23 protein-coding genes are annotated in these 22,989 nt (G+C 71.1%); 15 read left to right on the forward strand and 8 right to left on the reverse strand.

The window, feature by feature from the left end; translation table 11 throughout:
• Nucleotides 1–681 carry a winged helix-turn-helix domain-containing protein gene (locus FFA01_RS02065; protein ID WP_146852485.1) on the reverse strand — a complete coding sequence of 227 codons (681 nt, stop codon included), beginning with the start codon at nt 679–681 and terminating at the stop codon, nt 1–3.
• 100 nt (nt 682–781) lie between these two features.
• On the opposite strand from FFA01_RS02065, the gene FFA01_RS02070 reads away from it, so the two are divergent.
• The 4 genes from FFA01_RS02070 (at nt 782) to FFA01_RS02085 (ending at nt 4,267) form a co-directional block, all read left to right on the forward strand.
• Complete coding sequence (locus FFA01_RS02070; RefSeq protein ID WP_146852487.1) at nt 782–1,075, forward strand: hypothetical protein; 294 nt, start codon at nt 782–784, stop codon at nt 1,073–1,075.
• 181 nt (nt 1,076–1,256) lie between these two features.
• Complete coding sequence (locus tag FFA01_RS02075; protein ID WP_146852489.1) at nt 1,257–1,892, forward strand: heme-binding beta-barrel domain-containing protein; 636 nt, start codon at nt 1,257–1,259, stop codon at nt 1,890–1,892.
• Nucleotides 1,893–1,959: 67 nt separating this feature from the next.
• Nucleotides 1,960–3,129: a CAF17-like 4Fe-4S cluster assembly/insertion protein YgfZ gene (gene ygfZ / locus FFA01_RS02080; protein ID WP_146852716.1), complete on the forward strand. Its 1,170-nt coding sequence runs from the start codon at nt 1,960–1,962 to the stop codon at nt 3,127–3,129.
• A 7-nt stretch (nt 3,130–3,136) separates the two neighbouring features.
• Entirely contained in the window at nt 3,137–4,267 is a 1,131-nt protein-coding gene (locus FFA01_RS02085; protein WP_146852491.1) for an FUSC family protein, read from the forward strand.
• Nucleotides 4,268–4,318: 51 nt separating this feature from the next.
• Here the strand turns inward: FFA01_RS02085 and FFA01_RS02090 are convergent, their stop codons facing one another.
• The gene (locus FFA01_RS02090; RefSeq protein ID WP_146852493.1) at nt 4,319–5,095 is read right to left on the reverse strand and encodes a class I SAM-dependent methyltransferase; all 777 of its coding nucleotides are present in this window, start codon (nt 5,093–5,095) and stop codon (nt 4,319–4,321) included.
• Between the two features lie 41 nt (nt 5,096–5,136).
• Between FFA01_RS02090 and FFA01_RS02095 the strand changes: the two genes are divergently transcribed.
• Nucleotides 5,137–5,880, forward strand: coding sequence for a phosphoglyceromutase (locus FFA01_RS02095; RefSeq protein ID WP_146852496.1), 744 nt, complete (start codon nt 5,137–5,139; stop codon nt 5,878–5,880).
• Between the two features lie 195 nt (nt 5,881–6,075).
• Here FFA01_RS02095 and FFA01_RS02100 read toward each other — a convergent pair whose 3' ends face one another.
• Nucleotides 6,076–6,609, reverse strand: a complete 534-nt coding sequence (locus FFA01_RS02100; protein WP_146852497.1) for a P-loop nucleotide/nucleoside kinase family protein — start codon at nt 6,607–6,609, stop codon at nt 6,076–6,078.
• Nucleotides 6,610–6,685: 76 nt separating this feature from the next.
• Nucleotides 6,686–7,339: a phosphate signaling complex protein PhoU gene (gene phoU / locus FFA01_RS02105; RefSeq protein WP_146852500.1), complete on the reverse strand. Its 654-nt coding sequence runs from the start codon at nt 7,337–7,339 to the stop codon at nt 6,686–6,688.
• 194 nt (nt 7,340–7,533) lie between these two features.
• Between phoU and FFA01_RS02110 the strand changes: the two genes are divergently transcribed.
• A complete protein-coding gene (locus FFA01_RS02110; protein WP_146852502.1) occupies nt 7,534–8,724 on the forward strand; it encodes a sensor histidine kinase in 1,191 nt (396 codons plus the stop codon).
• Nucleotides 8,721–9,404 carry a winged helix-turn-helix domain-containing protein gene (locus FFA01_RS02115; protein ID WP_146852504.1) on the forward strand — a complete coding sequence of 228 codons (684 nt, stop codon included), beginning with the start codon at nt 8,721–8,723 and terminating at the stop codon, nt 9,402–9,404. The genes FFA01_RS02110 and FFA01_RS02115 overlap by 4 nt, the downstream gene beginning before the upstream one ends.
• Nucleotides 9,405–9,513: 109 nt before the next feature.
• On the opposite strand, the gene FFA01_RS02120 is transcribed toward FFA01_RS02115, so the two are convergent.
• Entirely contained in the window at nt 9,514–10,158 is a 645-nt protein-coding gene (locus FFA01_RS02120; RefSeq protein WP_146852506.1) for a hypothetical protein, read from the reverse strand.
• Between the two features lie 134 nt (nt 10,159–10,292).
• Here FFA01_RS02120 and FFA01_RS02125 point away from each other — a divergent pair, with 134 nt between their 5' ends.
• Genes FFA01_RS02125 through rlmB form a run of 4 tightly spaced genes read left to right on the forward strand, consistent with a single transcriptional unit; the run spans nt 10,293 to nt 14,561 of the window.
• Nucleotides 10,293–10,775, forward strand: a complete 483-nt coding sequence (locus FFA01_RS02125; protein WP_146852509.1) for a CarD family transcriptional regulator — start codon at nt 10,293–10,295, stop codon at nt 10,773–10,775.
• On the forward strand, nt 10,765–12,093 hold the full coding sequence (gene ispD / locus FFA01_RS02130) for a 2-C-methyl-D-erythritol 4-phosphate cytidylyltransferase (protein WP_146852511.1): 1,329 nt from the start codon (nt 10,765–10,767) through the stop codon (nt 12,091–12,093). The genes FFA01_RS02125 and ispD overlap by 11 nt, the downstream gene beginning before the upstream one ends.
• A gap of 9 nt (nt 12,094–12,102) precedes the next feature.
• Entirely contained in the window at nt 12,103–13,521 is a 1,419-nt protein-coding gene (gene cysS / locus FFA01_RS02135) for a cysteine--tRNA ligase (protein WP_146852513.1), read from the forward strand.
• Nucleotides 13,518–14,561, forward strand: a complete 1,044-nt coding sequence (gene rlmB, locus FFA01_RS02140) for a 23S rRNA (guanosine(2251)-2'-O)-methyltransferase RlmB (RefSeq protein WP_146852515.1) — start codon at nt 13,518–13,520, stop codon at nt 14,559–14,561. Before cysS ends, rlmB begins: the two co-directional genes overlap by 4 nt.
• A 66-nt stretch (nt 14,562–14,627) precedes the next feature.
• Here the strand turns inward: rlmB and FFA01_RS02145 are convergent, their stop codons facing one another.
• Nucleotides 14,628–15,914, reverse strand: a complete 1,287-nt coding sequence (locus FFA01_RS02145) for a DUF4032 domain-containing protein (RefSeq protein ID WP_146852517.1) — start codon at nt 15,912–15,914, stop codon at nt 14,628–14,630.
• Nucleotides 15,915–16,051: 137 nt separating this feature from the next.
• A complete protein-coding gene (locus tag FFA01_RS02150) occupies nt 16,052–17,152 on the reverse strand; it encodes an ABC transporter ATP-binding protein (protein WP_146852519.1) in 1,101 nt (366 codons plus the stop codon).
• A gap of 280 nt (nt 17,153–17,432) precedes the next feature.
• On the opposite strand from FFA01_RS02150, the gene FFA01_RS02155 reads away from it, so the two are divergent.
• Nucleotides 17,433–18,419, forward strand: a complete 987-nt coding sequence (locus FFA01_RS02155; RefSeq protein ID WP_146852521.1) for a DsbA family protein — start codon at nt 17,433–17,435, stop codon at nt 18,417–18,419.
• A 28-nt stretch (nt 18,420–18,447) separates the two neighbouring features.
• Here the strand turns inward: FFA01_RS02155 and FFA01_RS02160 are convergent, their stop codons facing one another.
• Nucleotides 18,448–18,990, reverse strand: a complete 543-nt coding sequence (locus FFA01_RS02160) for a metallophosphoesterase family protein (protein WP_146852523.1) — start codon at nt 18,988–18,990, stop codon at nt 18,448–18,450.
• A gap of 157 nt (nt 18,991–19,147) precedes the next feature.
• Between FFA01_RS02160 and FFA01_RS02165 the strand changes: the two genes are divergently transcribed.
• The 3 genes from FFA01_RS02165 to FFA01_RS02175 all read left to right on the forward strand — a co-directional run bounded on the left by FFA01_RS02165 (nt 19,148) and on the right by FFA01_RS02175 (nt 22,951).
• Nucleotides 19,148–20,281 (forward strand): AI-2E family transporter, encoded by a 1,134-nt coding sequence (locus FFA01_RS02165; RefSeq protein WP_244289657.1) that lies wholly within the window; start codon nt 19,148–19,150, stop codon nt 20,279–20,281.
• Nucleotides 20,282–20,556: 275 nt separating this feature from the next.
• On the forward strand, nt 20,557–22,461 hold the full coding sequence (locus FFA01_RS02170; RefSeq protein ID WP_146852718.1) for an MDR family MFS transporter: 1,905 nt from the start codon (nt 20,557–20,559) through the stop codon (nt 22,459–22,461).
• Entirely contained in the window at nt 22,442–22,951 is a 510-nt protein-coding gene (locus tag FFA01_RS02175) for a MarR family winged helix-turn-helix transcriptional regulator (RefSeq protein ID WP_146852527.1), read from the forward strand. The genes FFA01_RS02170 and FFA01_RS02175 overlap by 20 nt, the downstream gene beginning before the upstream one ends.
• Nucleotides 22,952–22,989 lie beyond the last annotated feature (38 nt).

Consider the following 22,989-nt stretch of genomic DNA (forward strand, 5'->3'; position numbering starts at 1 on the left):
TCAGGCCCCGGGTGCGGCGGTGTCGTCGTCGTACACGTTGAAGCGGTAGCCGACGTTGCGCACGGTGCCGATCAGCGACTCGAGGTCGCCGAGCTTGGCGCGCAGGCGCCGCACGTGCACGTCGACGGTGCGGGTGCCGCCGAAATAGTCGTAGCCCCAGACCTCGCTGAGCAGCTGCTCGCGGGTGAAGACGCGCGACGGGTGGGTGGCGAAGAAGCGGAGCAGCTCGAACTCCTTGAAGGTGAGGTCGAGCGGGCGGCCGTGCACCTTGGCGGAGTAGCTGGCCTCGTCGATGACGACGCCGGAGGCGTGGATCTTCGAGCCGGTCTGCGACTGGGCGAGCCGACCGGTGACGAGGCGGATGCGGGCGTCGACCTCGGCGGGGCCGGCCGTCTCGAGGATGACGTCGTCGACGCCCCATTCGGCGTTGACGGCCGTCAGGCCGCCTTCGGTGAGCACGAGGACGATCGGCACGGTGACACCGGTGGTGCGGAGGATCTTGCAGAGCGACTTGGCGCTGGCGAGGTCGCTGCGGGCGTCGACGAAGATGAGGTCGCTCGAGGGGGCGTTCACCAGTTGAGCAGGCTCGGCCGGGATCTGGCGGGTACGGTGGCTGAGGAGTGCGAGCGCGGGTAGTACATCGGGTCCGCCCGCTGAGGTCAGTACCAAGAGCTGCGCCACACGACCTCCAGTGAATGTACTGTCGAGCAGTCTAAAACATGAGCACGGCCCATCCCGACCACCCGATGCTAGGGCAGGTCTCGAACGGAGAACCACGACAGTGTCAGAACCCACGACCCCTCCCGTGGTCGACACGGCGCGGCTCAAGCCGCTGACGATCGTCCCCGTGTGGCTCGCGACCCTCGTCGCGGCCGTGCTGATCGTCCTCCTCGCGCCGGCCGACGACCCGTTCACCTGGCTCTCGCTCTCCCTCGGCGGAGCGATCGTGCTGACGTTCGTGCTGCAGCTGGCGGTGAGCCAGAAGGACGGCCTCGTCTCGCGCACCATGCTCTCGCTCTGCGGCAGCCTCGTGATCCTCGCCGTCGCCACGCTGGCGGTCGTGCTCGTCCGCTGAGCGCTCTCGTCGACCGTCGGCTCCCCCTGCCGTTGTCGGTGGTCGGCAGGTAGGGTTGCGACATGGATTCCTTGCTCGCTCTCGAGTTGTTCTTCGTCGGCCTCCTCGCCCTGGCGTCCCTCGGCATCGGGTTCGTGTCGGTCGTCGTGCTGGTCAAGCTCTTCAAGGGTCAGCGCTGACCTTGATCGACATCCCCACCGACCTGCCGTCGGAGCTCGTCCCCCTGTCCTGGTTGATCGGCGTGTGGGAGGGCACCGGCGTCGTCGACTACACGATCGGCGACGGCGACCCCGACCTCCCCGCCGACGGCGCCGCCCCGGCCGAACGCCGCATCCACGAGTTCGGGCAGCGCATCAGCTTCAGCCACGACGGGCTGCCGTTCCTCAACTACAGCTCGTTCACGTGGCTGCTCGACGACGAGCACACGCCGCTGACGACCGAGACGGGCTACTGGCGTCTCGAGCGCCCTGCGGAAGAGGGCGACCGCGGTCCGGGCATGCTGCCCGGCGTCGGGGTGCAGCCGTACACGAGCGCCCGCGCCGTCGAGATCCTCCGCACCCCCGACGACGGCTTCGGCCTCGAGGTGCAGATCGTGCACCCCACGGGCGTCAACGAGCTCTACCTCGGCCGGGTCAAGGGTCCTCGCATCGATCTCGCGACCGACGCGGTGCTCCGATCGAGCAACGCGAAGGAGCACAGCGCCTCCACGCGGATGTACGGGCTGGTCGAGAACGACCTGCTCTGGGCCTGGGACATCGCGGCGCTCGGCCAGGAGCTGCGCACGCACGCGTCGGGGCGGTTGTCGCGCGTTGACTGACACCTCCGGCGACCACCCGACGACCGCCTCCTCGGCCTCGCCCTCCGTCGACGCGCCGTCCGGGGCCGTGTCGCCGTTCTCGGCCCGTGAGGGCTTCGTCGACGACGGCTCCGGCGTGGCCGCGCACTACGGCCGACTGGTCGCCGAACAGCGCCTGCTCCACGGGGGCGGCGCGATCGTCGACCTGTCGGACCGCGGCGTGCTGACGGTCACGGGCCCCGACCGGCTCAGCTGGCTCAACTCGCTGACCAGTCAGCACCTGCTCGGTCTCGCCCCCGGGGTCTCGACCGAGACCCTGCTGCTCGACGCCAACGGCCGGCTGGAGCACGCGGCCCGGGTCGTCGACGACGGCGAGACCGCCTGGCTCCTGGTCGACGGCGACGAGACCGAGCCGCTGCGCGCCTGGCTCGACCGGATGCGCTTCATGCTCCGCGTCGAGGTCGCCGACCGCACCCCCGACGTCGCCACGATCGGGTCGATGCACGACCTCGTCGCCGACTCCGACGTCGCCGCGCTCGAGTCGAACGGCGTGCCGATCGTCTGGGTCGACCCGTGGCACGAGGTCGCCGTCGGCGGCCACGGCTACGCGGCCGCCGAGACGCATCCGGGGCGCGAGTGGTCGTACCGCGAGACGCTCGTCGCCCGCGACTCCCTGGCCGCCCTGGCCGCGCTGCCGACCGAGCGGCTCGCCGTCGCCGGCACCCTGGCGCTCGAAGCCCTCCGGATCGAGGCCTGGCGGCCGCGTCTGACGACCGAGGTCGACGAGAAGAGCATCCCGCACGAGCTCGACTGGATGCGGAGCGCCGTGCACCTCTCGAAGGGCTGCTACCGCGGCCAGGAGACCGTCGCCAAGGTGCACAACATCGGGCACCCGCCGCGCCGGCTGGTCATGCTGCACCTCGACGGCAGCGACGGCGTGCTGCCCGCACGCGGCGACGCGGTCGTCCTCGCCGGAGGGGTGCCTGCGGCCCCCGTCGACGGCGCCGCCGACGCGATGGCCGACGCCGCACCGGCCAAGCCCAAGCAGGTGGGGCACGTCACGAGCGTCGCGCTGCACCACGAGCTCGGTCCGATCGCCCTCGCGCTGGTCAAGCGCGGCACCGACGAGTCCGCGGCCCTCGCGGTCCTGGCCGACGGCGTCGTCGTCGCCGCGGCTCAGGAGGTCATCGTGCCGTCCACGGCCGGCGCCGCCGCCGGCGTGCCCCGGCTGCCGCGCCTCGGCGCCGTCCGCCGCTGACGACCCCGTGACCGACCGGGCGCGACCCGAGGCGCCGACGACGCAGCGCCTGAGGCGCGTCGTCCGCCGCGCCTCCGGGGGATTCGATCCGCGAGCGGCGACCGCGCGGACCCTCGCGTCCGGGCCGGCCGTCGTGCAGATCGTGCTCGCCGCGTCGGCGTCGTACGCCGTCACCCACTACGTCCTCGGGCACGCCATCCCGCTGCTGGCCGTGACGATCACGATCTCGTCGCTGGGCCTCGCTCGGGACGCCCGGCCGCGCCGGGTGCTCGAGAACGCGGTCGGCGTGCTGATCGGCATCGCGCTCAGCGAGGTGCTGCTGATGGTCGTCGGCAAGGGGCTGTGGCAGATCGCGCTCGTGCTCTTCGCGGCGCTGCTCGTCGGACGGTTCTTCTCGCCGAGCAGCGCGTTCGCGGTGGCGGCCGCGACCCAGTCGATGCTCGTGATGCTGCTGCCCGACCCCGACGGCGGGCCGTTCGTGCGCAGCATCGACGGGGCGGTGGGCGGTGTCATCGCGCTCATCGTCACCGCGGTCGTGCCCCGCGACCCGATCGGGCTGGCGCGAGCCGACGCCCGCCAGCTCTTCGCCGAGGTCGAGCGGGCGTTCGCGTCGCTCATCGTCGCGGTGCGCACCGACGACGTCCGCCGGGCCGACGACGCCCTGCGTCGCCTGCGGTCGACCCAGCCGCTGCTCGACGACTGGGCGTCGACGCTCGAGTCGGCGCAGTCGATCGCGCGTCTCTCGCCGTTCCTCCGCTCGCGGCTGCCGCACCTGCGGCAGCAGGCCGCGGTGCGGCGCTACGTCGACCTCGCCGTCCGGAACCTCCGGGTCATCGCCCGGCGACTCGACACCTCGCTCGGCGACGGCGTCGACCGGCGCCCCGTCGGCGATCTGCTCGAGAGCACGTCGCGGGCGGTCGCCGTGCTGGGCGAGTCGCTGCACGACGTCGAGAGGAGACCCGTCGCCCGCGAGGCCCTGACCGCGGTGGCCCGGCGTCTCGACCCGACCCTCGTCGTGCCGGGTGCTCCCGTCACCGAGGCGATGATCGTCCTGATGATGCGGCCCCTGCTCGTCGACCTGCTGATGGCGACCGGCCTCGACCACGACGAGGCCCGCGCCCTGCTCGCGCCCGTCTGATCGCCGGGGAGCCCTACCGCCCGGTCCGACCCGACGGCACACCGCGACCGGTCAGGCGCGAGGCGCCACGGCCTCCCACGGCAGCGAGAGCTCGCCGAGCCGCCAGCGCGACCGCCCGTGCCGCACCGGCCATCCGGCGTCGCGCAGCCCCTGCACGGTGGCGATCCATCGCTGCACCGGCCCGTAGACCGACAGGGGCGCCGCCACGGCCCACTGGCGGTCGAGGTCGACGAGCAGCGCGTGCACCCGCTCGCCCGGCACGTTGCGATGGATCAGCGCCTTGGGCAGTCGTTCCGCCACGATCGACGGCACGTCGAGATCGGCCAGCCGCAACGAGATCGTGAACGACTGCGCGCCCTCGGGCGTCACGTCCGCCCAGCTCGCCACGCGTCCGACCTCGTTGCAGGTGCCCTCGATGAGCACGCCGCCGGGCTGCAGCCGCGACGTCATGAGAGCCCAGGCGTCGGCGACCTGGGACTCGTCGTACTGACGCAGCACGTTGAACGCCCTGATCACGGCCGGTCGCCGGTCGCCGTCGAGCGGCACCTCGAACCCGCCGCGTCGGAAGGCGACGCCCGGCCGCGCCGAGAGGTTCGCGACGCGCACGCGCTCCGGGTCGATCTCGATGCCGATCACCTCGACGTCGGACCGGACCTTCAGGAGGCGCTGGTGCAGTTCGAGGGGAGTGGTCGCGCTCGCCCCGTACCCCAGATCGACCACCAGCGGGTCGTCCGCTCGGCGGAACGACGGGTGCGCGGCGATCCACCGGTCGACGCGGCGGAGGCGGTTGGCACCGGTCGTGCCGCGCGTGATCGAACCGATGGGCATGCGCCAAGTCTGACACCGGCGGGCAGCGATACGCTGGTGGCATGACTTCGACCCTCATCCTCCTGCGTCACGGCAACAGCGAATGGAACGCGAAGAACCTGTTCACGGGATGGGTCGACGTGCGGCTCACCGAGCAGGGCCGTGCCGAGGCCAAGCGCGCGGGCGAGCTGCTCCTCGAGCACGACCTGCTTCCCGACATCCTCTACACGTCGCGTCTCACCCGCGCGATCCAGACCGCCGACATCGCCCTCGAAGAGGCCGACCGCCTCTGGATCGACGTCAAGCGCTCGTGGCGTCTCAACGAGCGCCACTACGGTGCGCTGCAGGGCAAGGACAAAGCGCAGACGCTCGAGCAGTACGGTCCCGAGCAGTTCCAGACCTGGCGTCGTTCGTTCGACGTGCCGCCGCCCCCGCTCGACGACGACAGCGAGTTCTCGCAGGCGCACGACAAGCGCTACGCCGAGCTGGGTGTCGACGCCCCGCGCACCGAGTCGCTCGCCCTCGTGATCGAGCGCATGCTGCCCTACTGGCACAGCGACATCACCGAGAGCCTCGCCGCGGGCGACGTCACCCTCGTCGTCGCGCACGGCAACTCGCTGCGCGCCCTGGTCAAGCACCTCGACGGCATCAGCGACGACGAGATCGCCGAGCTGAACATCCCCACCGGGATCCCGCTCGTCTACGAGCTCGACGACGACTTCTCGCCGACCGGCCCGGGCCGCTACCTCGACCCCGAGGCCGCCGCCGCCGGTGCCGCCGCCGTCGCGAACCAGGGCAAGAAGTAGCTCCGAGCTCCGAGCTCCGCGCCCAGGGCTCTGACCTGCACGCCCCGCGCCCCGCGCCCCGAGCCCGGGCCGCGGGGCGCGTTCGCGTTCGCGGTGCCAGAACCGTGGAGGCGGCGGGTTCCCGTCACCGGTGGCGGGTCAGCGCTGACCCGCCGCCGGTGCGGAGAACCCGCCGACACGGTCCGAGCGCCGCGCTCAGACGAACTGAGCGCTGATCTGCATCACCAGGTCGTCGATGTCGACCGGCGTGCTCGTGTCGATGCGGATGACCGGCCACAGCCCGAGCGGCTCGGCCGCCCCGGCCCACTCGGGCCACGACGCGCGGGCCGACTCGACGGTGCCGTGAGCCGGGTGTCGGCCGCCGGCCGCGAGCCGGTCGACGACGCGCTGCAGGGCCACCTCGGGGTCGACGTCGCACCACACCTCGACCGTGCGCGGCGACCCGGCGCGCTCGACGCCGGCCCGGGCGGACTCGAGGTCGCGCTCCCGGTGCCAGAACGAGTCGACGACCACGCCGGCCTCGACCTCGCCCGCCATCGCCCAGACGGTGTCCATCGCGATGCCGCCGAGGGCGTGCGGGTCGATCATCGGCCCGGCCAGGTCGACCAGCGCCTCCGTGATCGGGTCCTTGGCCAGCAGCGGGCAGCCGAGCACGCCGGCGAGCGTGGCCGAGAGGGTGGTCTTGCCCGAACCGGGCAGACCGTTGACGAGGATCGCGACTGAAGCCATGCCCCCATCCTGTCGGAGAACGAGGGAGGCGCGGTGCCCGTCGAACGGACACCGCGCCTCCTCGGCACCGGAGGGATCACACCTCGGGGGCGACCCAATCGCCGGTGGCGAGGTACTGGACCTTCTTGGCGATGGACACCGCGTGGTCGGCGAAGCGCTCGTGGTAGCGCGAGGCGAGGGTGGAGTCGACCGTGTCGACGGCCGCGCCCTTCCAGGTCTCGCCGAGCACCTTGTCGAAGACGCTGAGGTGCAGCTCGTCGATGCGGTCGTCGTCGTTGCGGATCTCCTCCGCCAGGCGGACGTCCTCCGTGGTCAGCAGCTCGGTCAGCTTCTCGGCGATCGCGACGTCGAGCTCGCCGAGCTCCTTGAAGGTGGGGCGCAGCGACTTCGGCACGACCTTCTCGGGGAACCGGTAGCGGGCGAGCTGGGCGATGTGCTCGGCCATGTCGCCCATGCGCTCGAGCGACGCGCTGATGCGCAGCGCGCTCACCACGATGCGGAGGTCGCGGGCGACGGGGTTCTGTCGGGCCAGGATGTCGATGGCGAGCTCGTCGAGGGCGATGGCTCGCTCGTCGATGGCGTCGTCGTCGGCGATGACCTGCTCGGCGAGCGACACGTTCGACTCGTTGAAGGCGGTGGTCGCGTTGCGGATGGAGACCGCGACCATGCCCGAGATCTCGACGAGACGCTCTTGCACCTCTTGCAGCTCTTGCTGGAATACCTCGCGCATGTCGTTGTCGACCCTCTCGTAGCTCGCGGCGGCGTGGACGCCCGGCAGCGGGGCACAGTCGCCCGCACAGTCCAGGCCAGCCTCACGGGTGAAGGTTAACGGCTGGTGCCGTCGGCCTGAACACTGACCAAAGTACAGGCCGTCCCGGCCCCTCCCGTTCATCCTGCTCCTCGGGGGTCACTATCGTGATGGTCATGGACTCCGCCTGGTTGGTGCCCGTCTCGCTGGCCTTCGGGGCCGTGGTCGGCGCCGCGATCGTCATCGTCGTGGTGGCGGCGCACTCGCGATCGGTCCGGGTGGCGCGGCTCGTCGAGGTGTCCCTCCCCGACGGGATCGACGCCGTGCTCGACGCGCTCGAGTCCGCGGGCGTCGTGGTCGACCCGTCCGGCAACGTGCTGAAGGCGTCGCAGGGCGCGCTCCAGCTGGGGCTGATCTCCGCGCAGCAGCACCTCGTCCACCCCGAGATCGAGGCGCTCGTGGCCGAGGCGCGGCGGGAGGGCGAACCGCAGGCCGGCGAGCTGACACTGGCGCGCCTCCCCGGCAGCGAGGCGACCTTCGTGCTCGGCGTGCGCGCGGCGCCGCTCGGCAGCCGCTACGTGCTCGTGCTCGCGGAGGACCGCAGCGAGGGTCGGCGTCTCGACGACATGCGCCGGGACTTCGTCGCCAACATCAGCCACGAGCTCAAGACGCCGATCGGGGCCGTCGGCCTCCTGGCCGAGGCCCTCGAGGCGGCCTCGGCGGATCCGGAGCAGGTGCGGCACTTCGCGAAGAGCCTCACGCGCGAGGCCGGACGGCTGGGGCGTCTGACCCAGGACATCATCGAGCTGTCGCGACTGCAGGCCACCGACGCGCTCGAGTCGAGCGAGCCCGTCGACGTCCGGCACGTCGTCGACGCGGCCGTCGACCGCAACCGCGTCGTGGCCGACGCACGCGGCATCTCGCTGGTCGTCCGGGGCGGCCGGCACGCGTCGGTCCACGGCGACGAGCAGATGCTGGTCACCGCCGTCGACAACCTCGTCGCCAACGCCATCAACTACTCGCCCGACGGATCGCGGGTCGGCATCGGGGCCACCGTCGACGACTCCGGGACGGTCGAGGTCGCGGTGACCGACCAGGGCTACGGGATCCCCGACGACGAGCTCGACCGCGTCTTCGAGCGCTTCTACCGGGTCGACCCGGCGCGGTCGCGTCGCACCGGCGGCACCGGCCTCGGCCTCGCCATCGTCAAGCACGTGGTGCAGAACCACGGCGGCGACGTGCGCGTCTGGTCGCAGGTCGGCAACGGCTCCACCTTCACCATCCGACTGCCCGAGGCGCACACGGCGCCCGACACGCGGTCCGTCCCCATCCCGGTCACCACCCGACAAGACACAGAGGCACGATGACGACCCACATCCTGATCGTCGAAGACGAAGAGTCGCTCAGCGAACCGCTGGCGTTCATCCTCGAGCGCGAGGGCTACACGACGACCGTGGCCGAGGACGGTCTCGCCGCCGTCGCCGCGTTCGACAAGGGCGGCGCGGACCTGGTGCTGCTCGACCTGATGCTGCCGGGGATCCCGGGCACCGAGGTCTGCCGCGTGCTGCGCACGAAGTCGCAGGTGCCGATCGTCATGCTGACCGCGAAGGACAGCGAGGTCGACATCGTCGTCGGGCTCGAGCTCGGCGCCGACGACTACGTCACGAAGCCGTACTCGACGCGCGAGCTGCTGGCGCGCATCCGGGCGGTGCTCCGCCGTCGGGTCGACACCGACGACCTCTCCGACACGATGCTCGAGGCCGGTGACATCCGCATGGACGTCGAGCGCCACGTCGTCACCGTGCGGGGCGAGGACATCGCGATGCCGCTGAAGGAGTTCGAGCTGCTCGAGCTGCTGATGCGCAACGCCGGCCGGGTGCTGACCCGCGGGCAGCTGATCGACCGGGTCTGGGGTGCCGACTACTTCGGCGACACCAAGACGCTCGACGTGCACATCAAACGGATCCGCTCGAAGATCGAGGCCGTGCCGTCCGAGCCGAAGGCGCTCGTCACCGTGCGGGGGCTCGGCTACCGCATCGAGGCGTAGCCCCGACCCTCCGCCGTGGAGAGAGCCGAGGAGGCGCGGCGCGGCCGGGGACGACGAGAGGCCCGGCACCGCGGATGCGGACCGGGCCTCTCGGGGTGGTGCGTGCGGTCTACGGAGCCGTCGTGGCGCTCGGCGTCGCGCCCTCCTGGGTGGCGCCGTCGTCCGACTGGCGGTCGTTGCCCTCGGGGTTCGCGCTCGACTCGGGCAGCGGCGTCGAGTCGGTGCCCGGCTCGTCGCTGGTGGCGGGGGAGGGCAGCAGGGTGGCGTACTCGGGCAGATCGCCGTTGAGCACGGGCACCTGCAGGGTCTTGCCGGTCTCGGTGCCGTACTGGACGTAGACGGGGATGAGCGAGCCGACCGTGACGTCGAGGCCCGTCATGAGCAGCTGGTCGTCGCCCTCGGTCGTGCCGCGGCGGACCTGCGAGTCGCCGTCGACCGTGACGGTCTCGGTCTGCTGACCGGCCTCGGTCGGGTACTGGAACGACACGTCGACGGCGTCGTCGCCGGTGTTCAGGACGACCATGCTGAGGCTGGCCTCGGTGCCGTCCTCGGTGAGGGCGATCGCGTTGCGCACCGCGATGTCACCGACGTTGACGCTCGTGCCGTCGCTGGCGTCGTACTGCTTGAGGGTGGCCTGCGGGCTGATGAAGTTGCAGCCGGCGGCGGCGAGCACGACGCCGACGGCGACGGCGGTGGCCGCCACGGTGCGACGACCGAGCGCCGATCGAAGGTTCAGCACAGATCCGTCTCGCACGGGTGTCCTCCAGGATCCAGTTCAGAGCAAAGGTCTACCCCAGCCTAGCGATGCCAGGGCGGAGGGGAGTGTAAGGGAAGCCTTACCAAGAACTCCCTATGGTATCCTGGGTGTCGCAGAATGGAGCCTGATTCATGCAGTTCGAGGTAGGCGAGACCGTTGTATACCCGCACCACGGGGCAGCGACCATCTCAGAGGTCAAGAAGCGGATCGTCAAGGGCGAAGAGAAGCTGTACCTCACGCTCCGCGTCACTCAGGGCGATCTGACCATCGAGGTCCCGGCGGACAACGTCGACCTCGTCGGCGTCCGCGACGTGATCGGCCGAGAAGGCCTCGACCGCGTGTTCGACGTCCTCCGCGCTCCCTTCACCGAAGAGCCCACCAACTGGTCGCGCCGGTACAAGGCCAACCTCGAGAAGCTCGCCTCGGGCGACGTCATCAAGGTCTCCGAGGTCGTCCGCGACCTCTGGCGCCGCGACCAGGACCGCGGCCTCTCCGCCGGCGAGAAGCGCATGCTCGCCAAAGCCCGTCAGATCCTCGTGTCCGAGCTGGCGCTCGCCGAGAAGACCGACGAAGAGAAGGCGTCGAGCGTGCTCGACGAGGTCCTTGCGTCCTGACGCCACCGACGACCGCCCGTCCGGCACCCCGAGCGATCCGCTCGACGGAGTCGCTCGAGCGGTCGTCGTCGTCGCGGCCGGCAGCGGCACCCGGCTCGCCCAGGGCGCGCCGAAGGCGTTCGTCGAGGTAGCCGGCCGCAGCATCCTCGAACGCTCGCTCGACTCGATCTTCGCGACCTCCGAGCCCATGCAGGTCGTCGTGGTCGTCCCCCTGGCGATGCTCGCGCCCTCGCGCCTGCTCGTCTCCCGCGTCGCCGGACCCGCCCGCGACCACGTCGCGGTCGTCGTCGGCGGGGCGTCCCGACAGGCGTCGGTGGCCGCCGGTCTCCGCGAGATCGTCCCCTCGGTCGAGACCGTGCTCGTGCACGACTGCGCTCGTCCGTTCACCCCGGCCGCCCAGTTCGAGCTCGTCGCGTCGACGGTCGAGCGGACGGGGCACGGCGTCGTCCCGGGTCTGCCCGTCAGTGACACCATCAAGCGCGTGAGCGCGACCGCCGAGGTCGTCGAGACCGTCGACCGCTCCGAGCTGGTGGCGATGCAGACCCCGCAGGGGTTCCCGCGCGCCGCGCTCGACGCGGCCTACTCGGCCGCCGAGGCCGAGCACACCGACGACGCCGCGCTCTTCGCGGCACGGGGTCACCGGGTCATCGTCGTCGAGGGCGATCCCGTGGCCTTCAAGATCACCACCCCGTGGGACCTCCGGCGCGCCGAGACCATCGCCCGGGCCGACGCCGACTCCCGCGGCGACGGCGAGGCCGGGCGGCCCCGCCCGGCGTCGACCGACGCGCGTCGGCTCCGCACCGGTCTCGGTGTCGACGTCCACGGCTTCGACGCCGGTCAGCCGCTCCACCTCGGCCTCCTGCACTTCGCCGACGAGCCCGGCCTCGCCGGGCACAGCGACGGCGACGCCGTCGCGCACGCCGTGGTCGACGCCCTCCTCTCGGCGGCCGGCCTCGGCGACATCGGCACGGTGTTCGGCACCGACGACCCCCGCTTCGCCGGTGCCTCCGGCGAGGTGTTCCTCACCGCGACCCTCGAGCGTCTCAGCCACGCCGGCTTCGACGTCGTGTCGGTCGCCGTGCAGGTGATCGGCAACCGCCCGCGTCTGGCCCGCCGTCGTCTCCAGATGGAGGCGCGGCTCATCGAGGTCGTCGGCGCCCCGGTGAGCGTCTCGGCGACCACCACGGACGGGCTCGGCTTCACCGGGCGGGGCGAGGGCGTGACGGCGATCGCGACCGCGCTGGTGGCCGTGGTCGACCCGGGGGAGCGCTCCGTGCCTCCTCGTCATCTGCCTCCGACCACCGACCCCACTGAATAGGCTGACCGCGTGACCATCCGTCTCTACGACTCCCGCGCGCAGGCGCTCGTCGACTTCGAACCCCTCGTCCCCGGCCGGGTGGGGCTGTACGTCTGCGGGCCCACCGTGCAGTCGTCGCCGCACGTCGGGCACCTGCGGTCCGCGCTCGTCTACGATCTCTGGCGCCGCTGGTTCACCTACCGCGGGCTCGACGTCACGCTCGTCCGCAACGTCACCGACATCGACGACAAGATCCTCGCTCTCGCCTCGGGCACCGCCGAGGAGTGGTGGGCGAGGGCCTACCGCTACGAGCTCGAGTTCACCGCCGGCTACCAGGCGCTGGGCATCCTCGCGCCGACCTACGAGCCGCGGGCGACCGCGAGCATCGCCGAGATGCAGCAGATCATCGCGTCGCTCATCGAGCGGGGTCACGCCTACGCCGCCCCCGACGACTCGGGCGACGTCTACTTCGACACCGCGAGCTGGCCCGCCTACGGCGCCCTCACGCGACAGGACATCGCCGACATGGCACCGGCCGCCGACGCCGACCCGCGCGGCAAGCGCGAGGCCCGCGACTTCGCCCTGTGGAAGGGCGCGAAGGCCGACGAGCCCGCCTCGGCGGCCTGGCCGTCGCCCTGGGGCGACGGGCGGCCCGGCTGGCACATCGAGTGCTCGGCCATGTCGAAGCGCTACCTGGGGTCGGAGTTCGACATCCACGGCGGCGGACTCGACCTGCGGTTCCCGCACCACGAGAACGAGCTGGCGCAGTCCACCGCCGCGGGCGACGCCTTCGCCCGCCACTGGCTGCACAACGGCATCGTCAACGTCGACGGGCAGAAGATGTCGAAGTCGCTCGGCAACTCGATCTTCGCCGCCGAGTTCCTCGAGAAGGCCCGGCCCGTCGTGGTCCGGTACTTCCTCAGCGCGGCGCACTACCGCTCGACGATCGACTACCACGAGGGCGCCCTCGCCGAGGCCGATGCGGCGCTCGACCGGGTCGAAACCTTCCTCTCGCGCGCCGAGCGCCGGCTCGCCGACACCCGGTTCGCCTCGGTCGGCTCGCGGGTCGTCCCCGACGACTTCGCCGCCGCCATGGACGACGACCTCAACGTCCCCCAGGCCATCGCCGTGCTGCACGACGCCGTGCGCTCCGGCAACTCGGCGCTCGACGACGGCGACCTCGACACGGCGGCCCGCGAGTGGCAGCACGTGGCCGCCATGGTCGCCGTCCTCGGCATCGATCCGCTCGCCCCCGAGTGGCGCGACGACGACGAGGGCGCGGCGCACCGCGCGCTCGGAGCCGTGGTCGACGTACTCTTGGCCGAACGCCAGCACGCCCGGGCCGATCGCGACTTCGCGCGGGCCGACCAGATCCGCGCGACCCTCTCGGGCGCCGGGATCACCATCGAAGACACCCCCAGCGGGTCGCATTGGAGCCTCGAACAGTGAAGAACACCAGCGGAGCACGCAAGGGCCGTCCCGGCGGCAGCGCCGTCCGACAGGGCAGCAAGGGCAAGCAGGTCGGCAGCGGCGGGCAGGGTCGACAGGCCCTCGAGGGCAAGAAGCCCACCCCCGCCGCAGAGGACCGTCCGTACCACCCCGCCGGCAAGGCGAAGGCGGCGCGCGAGCGACTGGAGGCCGCCCGCGGTCGCGGCGGCAACGGACCCCGCGCCGGATCGCCGATCGCCGGTCGCGGCGGTGCCGGCGAGCAGCGCCGCCGCCCCAAGTCGTCCGACGACCACGAGATGGTCACCGGGCGCAACTCGGTCGTCGAGGCCCTGCGCACGCGCATCCCGGCGACGACCCTCTACATCGCGGCCCGCATCGAGATGGACGAGCGCACCAAGGAGATCCTGCAGCTCGCCACCCGCCGCGGCCTGCCGATCCTCGAGGTGATGCGACCCGAGCTCGACCGCATCACCGGACACGACTCCGTGCACCAGGGCGTCGCGCTCAAGGTGCCGCCGTACGAGTACGCGCACCCGGTCGACATGCTCGAGGCCGCGGTCAAGCGTCAGCAGAAGCCGCTCTTCGTCGCGCTCGACGGGATCACCGACCCCCGCAACCTGGGCGCGATCATCCGCTCGGTCGCGGCCTTCGGCGGACAGGGCGTCATCGTCCCCCAGCGTCGCTCGGTCGGTCTGACCGCCTCCGCCTGGAAGACCTCGGCCGGCGCCGCGGCCCGCATCCCCGTCGCGATGGCGTCGAACCTGACCCAGACCCTCAAGGCGTTCAAGGAGCAGGGCGTCTTCGTCGTCGGACTCGACGGCGACGGCGACGTCATGCTGCCGGGCCTCGAGCTGGCGGACCGCCCGATCGTCGTCGTGGTCGGCAGCGAGGGCAAGGGACTGTCCCGCATCGTCGCCGAGACCTGCGACGCGATCGTCTCGGTGCCGATCACCGGCGCCGTCGAGTCGCTGAACGCCGGCATCGCGGCGTCGGTCACCCTCTACGAGATCTCGAAGCTGCGCGCGGAGCGCAAGAAGTAGGGCGCACGGCCATCAGGAGGCGCGGGTCGGCTGCCAGCCCGACCCGCGCCTCCTCCGTGTCCGGCCTCAGACCTTCGTGCGCCAGTCGTCCTCGTCGTCGAGCAGCGCGGCCTCGGGCAGCGTGATCGACTCGGTGGGCGGCTCGATCACCATCTGCTCGTCGCGGCGGTGGCGCAGCACCTCGTTGATGTACGAGGTGAGCGCCTCGGCGATCGGCACGTCGCGGTCCTCCTGCTGCGACCGGTACCAGCGGTGCTCGAGGAGCTGGTGGAACACCTCGGCAGGCTCGAGCCGTCCCCTCAGGTCGCGGGGGATCGAACGGACGACCGGCTCGAAGACGCGGGCGGCCCACTCGTGGGCGGCCATCTCCTCGTCGCTGTCGAGCTGGTCGGTGCGCATCCGGTAGGCGTCGAGATCGTTGAGCAGACGGCGGGCCTGGTTCTCCTCCACGTCGAGCCCGGTCAGGCGGAGGAGCCGGCGCGAGTGGTGCCCGGCGTCGACGACCTTGGGCTGGATCTTCACCTGCGTGCCGCCCTCGGCGGTCTTGATGGCGAGCTCCTCGATGTCGAAGCCGAGGTCATTGAGGCGCTCGACGCGGTCGTTGATGCGCCAGCGCTCCGAGCTCGAGAAGGTCTCGCTGCCGGTGAGCTCCGTCCAGAGGCTGCGGTACTTGGCGACGATGCCGTTGCTGACGTCGACGGCGTCGAGGTTGTCGTCGAGCCGGCCGCCGGCCTCGAGGTCGAGCAGCTCGCCCGCGATGTTGACCCGGGCCACCTCGAGGTCGTTCTCGCGCTGTCCGTTCGACAGGCCGCCGGGGTAGAGCTTGCCCGTCTCGGCGTCGACCAGATAGGCGGCGAACGCGCCGGCGTCCCGACGGAACAGGGTGTTCGACAGCGAGACGTCGCCCCAGTAGAAGCCGATGATGTGCAGCCGGACGAGAAGCAGCGCGAGCGCGTCGACCAGTCGCTTGGCCGTGTCGGGGCGGAGCGTCTGCGAGTAGAGCGCCCGGTACGGCAGCGAGAACTTGAGATGCCGGGTGACCAGCACGGGGTTCAGCGGGCTGCCGTCGGCGTCCTGCCGGTTGGTGATGACGGCCAGCGGATCGACGCACGGGATGTCCATGCGCTGCAGGGTGCGGAGCATCTCGTACTCGCCCCGCGCCATCTCGCCCGAGGTCTCCTTGATCGCGATGACGAATCCGCTCAGGTGCGCGAACCGCACGAGGTGGCGCGAGATGCCCTTCGGCAGCGTCGCGATGGCCTCGTCGGGCCACTCCTCGAGGGGCAGCGACCACGGCAGGTCGAGAAGCGCCGGGTCGGCCGTCGCGGACGTGATGTTGAGGGAGTCGGGCATGGGGCCTTCCGGGGCAGGGGCGTTCGGGTCGCGGGGAGGGCGAGCCGAGGAGGCGCGGTGGGCGGAAAAGACGGACGGCCCGCCGGTCGTTCGGAGACGTGCTCCGAGCGGACTCGACGGGCCGACCTGGGGTGCTGCTACGCGCTGACGACGGCCTTGTCGCCGAGACGCTCGCCGCTCTCGGTGTCGAAGACGTGCACGTGGTGCGCCTGCGGGGTGATGTGGATGGTCTCGCCCAGCTTGGGGTGGTTGCGACCGTCGACCCGCACGACGATGTCGACGCGCTGGCCGTTCACCTCGGTGTGGCCGTAGAGGTAGCCGTCGGCGCCGAGCTCCTCGACGACGTCGACCGTGACGGCCAGGCCCTCGCCGGTCGTGTTGACGACGACGTCTTCGGGGCGGACGCCCACGGTGACGCTCTTGCCGGTGGCCTGGCCCACGGTGTCGCGGTCGACCGAGGTGACCGCGGTGCCGAACTGGATGCCGCCGTCGACGACGTCGGCGGGCAGCAGGTTCATGGCGGGCGAGCCGATGAAGCCGGCGACGAAGACGTTCTGCGGCTTCTCGTACAGGTCGCGGGGGGTGCCGACCTGCTGCAGGATGCCGTCCTTCAGCACGGCGATCCGGTCGCCCATGGTGAGGGCCTCGGTCTGGTCGTGGGTGACGTAGACGGTGGTGACGCCGAGTCGACGCTGCAGCGATGCGATCTGAGTGCGCGTCTGCACGCGGAGCTTGGCATCGAGGTTCGAGAGGGGCTCGTCCATGAGGAACACCTGGGGCTGACGCACGATGGCGCGGCCCATGGCGACGCGCTGGCGCTGACCACCCGAGAGGGCCTTGGGCTTGCGGGCCAGGTAGGGCTCGAGGTCGAGCAGCTTGGCGGCCTCGAGCACGCGGCTGGCGCGCTCCTCCTTGCCGACGCCCGCGATCTTGAGCGCGAAGCCCATGTTCTCGGCGACGGTCATGTGCGGGTAGAGCGCGTAGTTCTGGAACACCATCGCGATGTCGCGGTCCTTCGGCGGCACGTCGGTGACGTTGCGGTCGCCGATGAAGATGTCGCCGCTGTTGACCTCTTCGAGGCCGGCGAGCATGCGCAGGGTGGTGGACTTCCCGCAACCGGACGGGCCGACCAGGACGAGGAACTCGCCGTCGGCGACCTCGAGGTCGATGCCGTCGACCGCTGCTCGGGTCGAGCCGGGGTAGAGGCGGGTGGCCTTGCTGAACGTGACTGACGCCATGATGTTTCTCCTTCACCGGCAGGTACGTGCCGGACGATCCGTTGTGATGGATGGTGATCAGACCAAGAGGTCCGCGATGACCACCACCGAACAGTATGGCACTGAAACGAGTCCCTCTCACCCCCGGTCAGGGGTGGGGAAGGTATCGTTTTCGACACGGGCGCTTGGACAACCCCACGGCCCGCCTCGTACCATCTCCTGGGTGCTGCAACTCGGCAGCCCCTCCCCACACCCCACGACGCGACGTCGTGTTCCCGTCGCGCATCGGAGAACCCGTTCCATGACTGACAACGCCCCCGGCGAGAAGAGCCTCAGCAAGAACCAGCGGCGCGCGGCGGCCCGCGAGAAGGCCCAGCTCGCGCGCAAGAAGCAGAAGCGTCGTCAGAAGACCGGTCGCCTGCTCATCCAGGGCGGCCTCGCGCTCGTCCTCGTCGCGGTCGTCGTGGCGGTCGTGCTCGTGATCACCAACAGCATCCGGCCGGCGGGCCCGGGCCCCGCCAACATGGCCAGCGACGGCATCCGCATCGGCCAGGGCTTCGTCGCCGAGACGACGCCCGCCCTCGCGGCCGACGACGAGCCCGTCGCGTCCGAGACGACGGCGGCCAGCGACACGGTCGACATCGTCGTCTACCTCGACTACCTCTGCCCGATCTGCGGCCAGTTCGAGGCGGCCAACAACGACTACATCGCCGGCCTGGTCGACTCCGGCGCGGCCACCGTCGAGTACCACCCGGTGGCGATCCTCACGAACTCGTCGGTCGGCACCCGGTACTCGAACCGGGCGGCGAACGCCGCGGCCTGCGTGGCGAACTACTCGCCCGACTCGTACTTCGACTTCAACACGGCGATGTTCGAGCAGCAGCCCGAGGAGGGCACCCGCGGCCTCGACGACGCCGCCCTCGCGGGCATCGCCACCGGCATCGACGGCGTGACCGACCCCGCCCGGATCACGACCTGCATCGACGACGAGGAGTTCGCGTCGTGGGTGACGGCCGCCACCCAGCGGGCGGTCGACGGGCCGATCCCGAACAGCACCGTCGACGCGCTGCCCGGCACCCCGCTCGTGCTGGTCAACGGACAGCGCTACGAGGCCAGCCAGCCGTTCACCAACGAGGAGTTCCGCAACTTCGTCGTGACCGCGGCCGGCAACAGCTACGCCGACAACAGCACGGCCAGCCCGACGCCGACCCCGTCGGACGACGCCTCGGCCACGCCGTCGGCGACACCGTCCGACGAGCCCTCGCCCTCCGAGACCCCCGCCGAGTGACGCGAGCCCCTCGGCGACGCCGGGGGCGCTAGGTCGTCATCCGCGGGTGGGGGAGGACCCCCGGCCGCTTGACGGGCAGCTCGTGCAGCTCGACGTCGCGCACGGCGCCGTCGTCGAGGGTGAGCGTCAGGTAGGTCGCGTGGGGCTGGCGGCGCCGGTCCGTGGGCGACCCCGGGTTCAGCAGGCGCATCCCGGCCGGGCTCGTGGTGTCCCACGGGATGTGGCTGTGACCGAAGAGCAGGAGGTCGGTCTCGGGATGCGCGCGGTCCATCCGGGTCTCCCGCGCCTCCTTGGCTCCGGTCTCGTGGACGACGGCGACCCGCACGCCGTCGATCGTGGTCCGGGCGACCTCGGGCAGGCGCTCGCGCAGCGCGGGGCCGTCGTTGTTGCCCCAGACGCCCACGAGCAGGCGCGCGCGGGCCTCGAACTGGTCGAGCAGCTCGACCCCGGTCCAGTCCCCGGCGTGCACGACGACGTCGACCCTCTCGACCGCGATCCACACCTCGGACGGCACGGCGCGCGCCTTCTGCGGGACGTGGGTGTCGGACACGACGAGGACGGAGGTGGGCATGCCCTCCACCGTAGGCCGGTGCCCGCTCGACGCGGGGCGGATCGGGCCGATACGCTCGCGACGGGGTTCACTTGTCTGGTCGGGCGATCACGCCCGATCCGTGAGCCGCCGCACCTGCCGCGCCCCTCTCCGCAGCACAAGAAACGAGGACGACACCGTGGGACTCTTCCGCAGCCAAGACGCCGAGGTGGCGAAGCACGACGCCGCCGTCCGGCACTCGCTCTGGGCCGACGCGTTCGGCACGCTCGCGACGCGCGCCGTGCAGATCATCGCCGTGCTGATCGTCACGATCGGCGTCATCTACGTCTTCCTCAGCCTGAGCCTCGTCACCCTCCCGGTGCTGCTCGCGCTGATCTTCGCCTCGGCCATGCTGCCGGTGGTGTCGTTCCTGCGGAAGCACCGCGTGCCGTCGGTGCTGGCGACGTTGATCTGCCTGTTCGCCGTGCTGATCATCCTCGGCCTCGTCGGCTGGCTGATCGTCTGGGCGGTCGAGAACCAGGCCAGCTCGCTGGTCGACTCGGCCACCTCGGGCTTCAACAAGCTGCAGGACTGGATCACGACCCTGCCGTTCTCCATCAGCGACCAGCAGATCGAGGACGTCCGCAACGCCGCCGTCGACTTCGTGACGAGCTCGCAGTTCGGCTCGGGCGCGCTCGCCGGGGCCTCCGCGGTCGGCAGCTTCGCCACGGGCCTCGTGCTCATGATCGTCGTGCTGTTCTTCTTCCTCAAGGACGGCCCCGCGATCTGGGAGTTCCTGCTCCGTCCCTTCACGGGCGAGAACTACGCGCGGGCCCGGCGCATCGGCGACAAGACGGTCACGACCCTCGGCGGATACGTGCGCGGCACCGCGACGGTGGCCGCCGTCGACGCGATCGGCATCGGCGTCGGTCTCTGGATCGTCGGGGTGCCCCTCGCGCTCCCGCTCGCCGTCATCGTGTTCCTCACGGCCTTCATCCCGCTGGTCGGCGCGACGGCCGCGGGCATCCTGGCGGCCCTCGTCGCGCTCGTCGCGCTCGGCCCGGTCCAGGCGCTGATCGTGATCGGCATCGTCGTGCTCGTCAACCAGCTCGAGGGGAACTTCCTGCAGCCGGTCCTCATGGGCCGCACCCTCCAGCTGCACGGCCTCGTCATCCTCGTCGCCCTGACCGCGGGCACGATCCTCGGCGGCGTCGTCGGTGCCGTCATCGCCGTGCCGCTGATGGCCGTCGTCTGGGGCATCACGCAGGTCTGGAACGGCGAGCACGAGCCGGCCGAGATGTTCCGGCAGAAGAGGCGCGAAGAGGTCCGCTAGAGCGGATGCCCGAAGGAGGCGCGGTGCGAGGTCGACTCGCACCGCGCCTCCTTCGTAGTCCCGGGATGTCCGGAGAAAAAAGATGCACGTTCTGCAGCGAAATCGTTGCAAATGGTCAACGAACGCGTATGGTTGACATTCTGCAACCAACGAATTCGACCAATGGCGGTCGAGGACACCACCATCTCGAACCACCGGAGCGCACCTTGTCGCAGACCACGACCGCCACGGGCAGCAAGCACGTCGCGAAGCACGAACCGGGCGAAGCGCCCGGCATGAGCCACCGCGAAGTCCTCACGGCCCTGTCGGGCCTGCTGATGGGCATGCTGGTGGCGATCCTCTCGTCGACCGTCGTGTCGACCTCGCTGCCGCGCATCGTCAGCGACCTCAACGGCAGCCAGACGTCGTACACCTGGGTCATCACCGCGACCCTGCTGGCCACGACGGTGAGCACGCCGCTGTGGGGCAAGTTCTCCGACCTCACGAACCGCAAGGTGCTGCTGCAGGTGGCGCTCGTGCTCTTCGTGCTCGCCTCCGTCGCGGCGGGCTTCTCGCAGAACACCGCGACCCTGATCACGTTCCGCGTGTTCCAGGGCCTCGGCGCCGGCGGCCTCACCGCGCTGGTGCAGGTCGTCATGAGCGACATCATCAGCCCCCGTGAGCGCGGCCGGTACATGGGCTACCTCGGCGCGGTCATGAGCGTCGGCACGATCGGCGGCCCGCTGCTCGGCGGCGTGCTCACCGACACCATCGGCTGGCGCTGGAACTTCTTCGTCGGCGTCCCCGTCGGCATCGCCGCTCTCATCGTCATCCAGCGCACGCTCCACCTGCCCGCCAAGCCCAAGAAGAAGGTCGTCATCGACTACTGGGGCGCCGGCCTGATCGCCGGAGGCGTCTCGCTGCTGCTCATCTGGGTGTCGCTCGGCGGCAAGCAGTTCGAGTGGAACTCGGTCACCAGCTGGGTGATGGGCCTCGGCGCCGCCGCCCTGCTCGTGCTCGCGGTGATCGTGGAGTTCCGCTCGAAGGAGCCGATCATCCCGCTCACTCTCTTCAAGAACCGCACCTTCACCTTCGCGGTGGTCGCCTCGCTCAGCGTCGGCGTCGCCATGTTCGGCACGAGCGTCTTCCTCGGCCAGTACATGCAGCTCGCCCGCGGGCAGTCGCCGACCATGGCCGGCGTCCTGACCCTGCCGATGGTGCTGGGCCTGCTCATCTCGTCGATGGTGGCCGGTGCGCTCATCTCGAAGTACGGCAAGTGGAAGCCCTACATGATCGTCGGGTCGATCCTGCTCGCCGCCGGCCTCTTCCTCATGTCGACCATCGAGTACGACACGAACTTCTTCATCGTCTCGGTCTTCATGGCGATGATGGGCCTCGGGATCGGCATGGTGATGCAGAACCTCGTGCTGGTCGTGCAGAACTCGGTCGACGTCGGCGTCGTCGGCGCCGCCTCCTCGAGCGTCGCGTTCTTCCGCAGCCTCGGCGGCACCATCGGCGTCTCGGTGATGGGCGCCGTGCTCGGCACGAAGGTCTCGGGCTACATCAGCGACGGCCTGACCGACGCCGGGGTCGACCCCAGCGCGCTCGGCAGCGGCGAGTCGACCACGAGCATCCCCGACCTCAGCACGGTGCCCGGCCCGATCCGCACGATCATCGAGTCGGCCTACGGTCAGGGCGTAGCCGACGTGTTCCTGATCGCGGCTCCGCTGGCGATCATCACGATCATCTTCGTCTGCCTCCTGCCGAACGTCGAGCTCGGCACCAAGACCGGCATCCAGCGTGCCGCCGCGGCGACGGACGGACCCACCACGGGCTCCACCGGAGCCGAGGCCGCAGTCGACGGCAACCAGGCGTCGCCCGCCGTCAAGGGCGCCGCCGCGACGTCGGCCCTGGCGCCCGCGGTGTCGAGCGCGCCGACCACGGCGTCGACCCCGGCGCCCGTCTCGGCGACGGACCCGGCGTCCGCCTCCGCCGCGGCGCCCGTCTCGCCGATCGACGAGGGGGCCGACGCGCAGCCCCGTCACCACGCTCACACGGCGACCGGCACGGGAACGATCGATACGATCATCGCGACGGGTGCCGCCGAGGTGGCGGGCCACCCGGTGTCCGACGACGAACTGGCCGAGAGCCCGGTGTTCTCGTCCCTGGTCGAGGAGAAGGATGTCGCAGCCGACCGATGACGGCCCGACCGGAGGCGCGGTGCTCGACGCGCCGCGCCTCCCGGTCCCCGACGACGACGGACGCGAGGGCGTCATGGCGAGCGTGGTGGACGAGATCGGCTCGATGATGGTCGAGGCGAAGCGCACCATCGCCGCCGCGGCCTCGCGCTTCGACCCCGACGTGCCGCCGTCGGCGTTCTACGTGCTGCGCTACGTGATGAAGCACCAGCCCTGCACGGCCGGCGACATCGTCAAGGCGATGGCGATGGACAAGAGCGCCGTGAGCCGCCAGGTGACCCTGCTGCGCGAGGCCGACTTCGTCGACATGGTGCCGGACGCCGCCGACGGCCGGGTCATGCTGCTGCGCAGCACGGCCCGCGCCGACAGCCGCATGCTCGAGGTGCGGCACGAGAACCGCGCCGTGTTCCGCAGCCACGTCGAGGGCTGGACGGACGACGAGCTGGCCCAGTTCGCCGGCTGGCTCCGCCGCTTCAACACCCCGGCGAGCTAGCCGCTCGTCGCCTCGCGCCGGTACGACGAAGGCCCCCT

It is taken from the genome of Frigoribacterium faeni, assembly GCF_007988805.1.
Classification (GTDB): Bacteria; Actinomycetota; Actinomycetes; order Actinomycetales; family Microbacteriaceae; genus Frigoribacterium; species Frigoribacterium faeni.

Coding starts and splice junctions, on each gene's coding strand:
- phoU (WP_146852500.1), bottom strand. CDS start 7,339: ATGCGCGAGGTATTCCAGCAAGAGCTGCAAGAGGTGCAAGAGCGTCTC.
- FFA01_RS02110 (WP_146852502.1), top strand. CDS start 7,534: ATGGACTCCGCCTGGTTGGTGCCCGTCTCGCTGGCCTTCGGGGCCGTG.
- FFA01_RS02155 (WP_146852521.1), top strand. CDS start 17,433: ATGACTGACAACGCCCCCGGCGAGAAGAGCCTCAGCAAGAACCAGCGG.
- FFA01_RS02125 (WP_146852509.1), top strand. CDS start 10,293: ATGCAGTTCGAGGTAGGCGAGACCGTTGTATACCCGCACCACGGGGCA.
- FFA01_RS02090 (WP_146852493.1), bottom strand. CDS start 5,095: ATGCCCATCGGTTCGATCACGCGCGGCACGACCGGTGCCAACCGCCTC.
- FFA01_RS02100 (WP_146852497.1), bottom strand. CDS start 6,609: ATGGCTTCAGTCGCGATCCTCGTCAACGGTCTGCCCGGTTCGGGCAAG.
- FFA01_RS02145 (WP_146852517.1), bottom strand. CDS start 15,914: ATGCCCGACTCCCTCAACATCACGTCCGCGACGGCCGACCCGGCGCTT.
- FFA01_RS02160 (WP_146852523.1), bottom strand. CDS start 18,990: ATGCCCACCTCCGTCCTCGTCGTGTCCGACACCCACGTCCCGCAGAAG.
- FFA01_RS02175 (WP_146852527.1), top strand. CDS start 22,442: ATGTCGCAGCCGACCGATGACGGCCCGACCGGAGGCGCGGTGCTCGAC.
- FFA01_RS02150 (WP_146852519.1), bottom strand. CDS start 17,152: ATGGCGTCAGTCACGTTCAGCAAGGCCACCCGCCTCTACCCCGGCTCG.
- FFA01_RS02095 (WP_146852496.1), top strand. CDS start 5,137: ATGACTTCGACCCTCATCCTCCTGCGTCACGGCAACAGCGAATGGAAC.
- FFA01_RS02170 (WP_146852718.1), top strand. CDS start 20,557: ATGAGCCACCGCGAAGTCCTCACGGCCCTGTCGGGCCTGCTGATGGGC.
- FFA01_RS02115 (WP_146852504.1), top strand. CDS start 8,721: ATGACGACCCACATCCTGATCGTCGAAGACGAAGAGTCGCTCAGCGAA.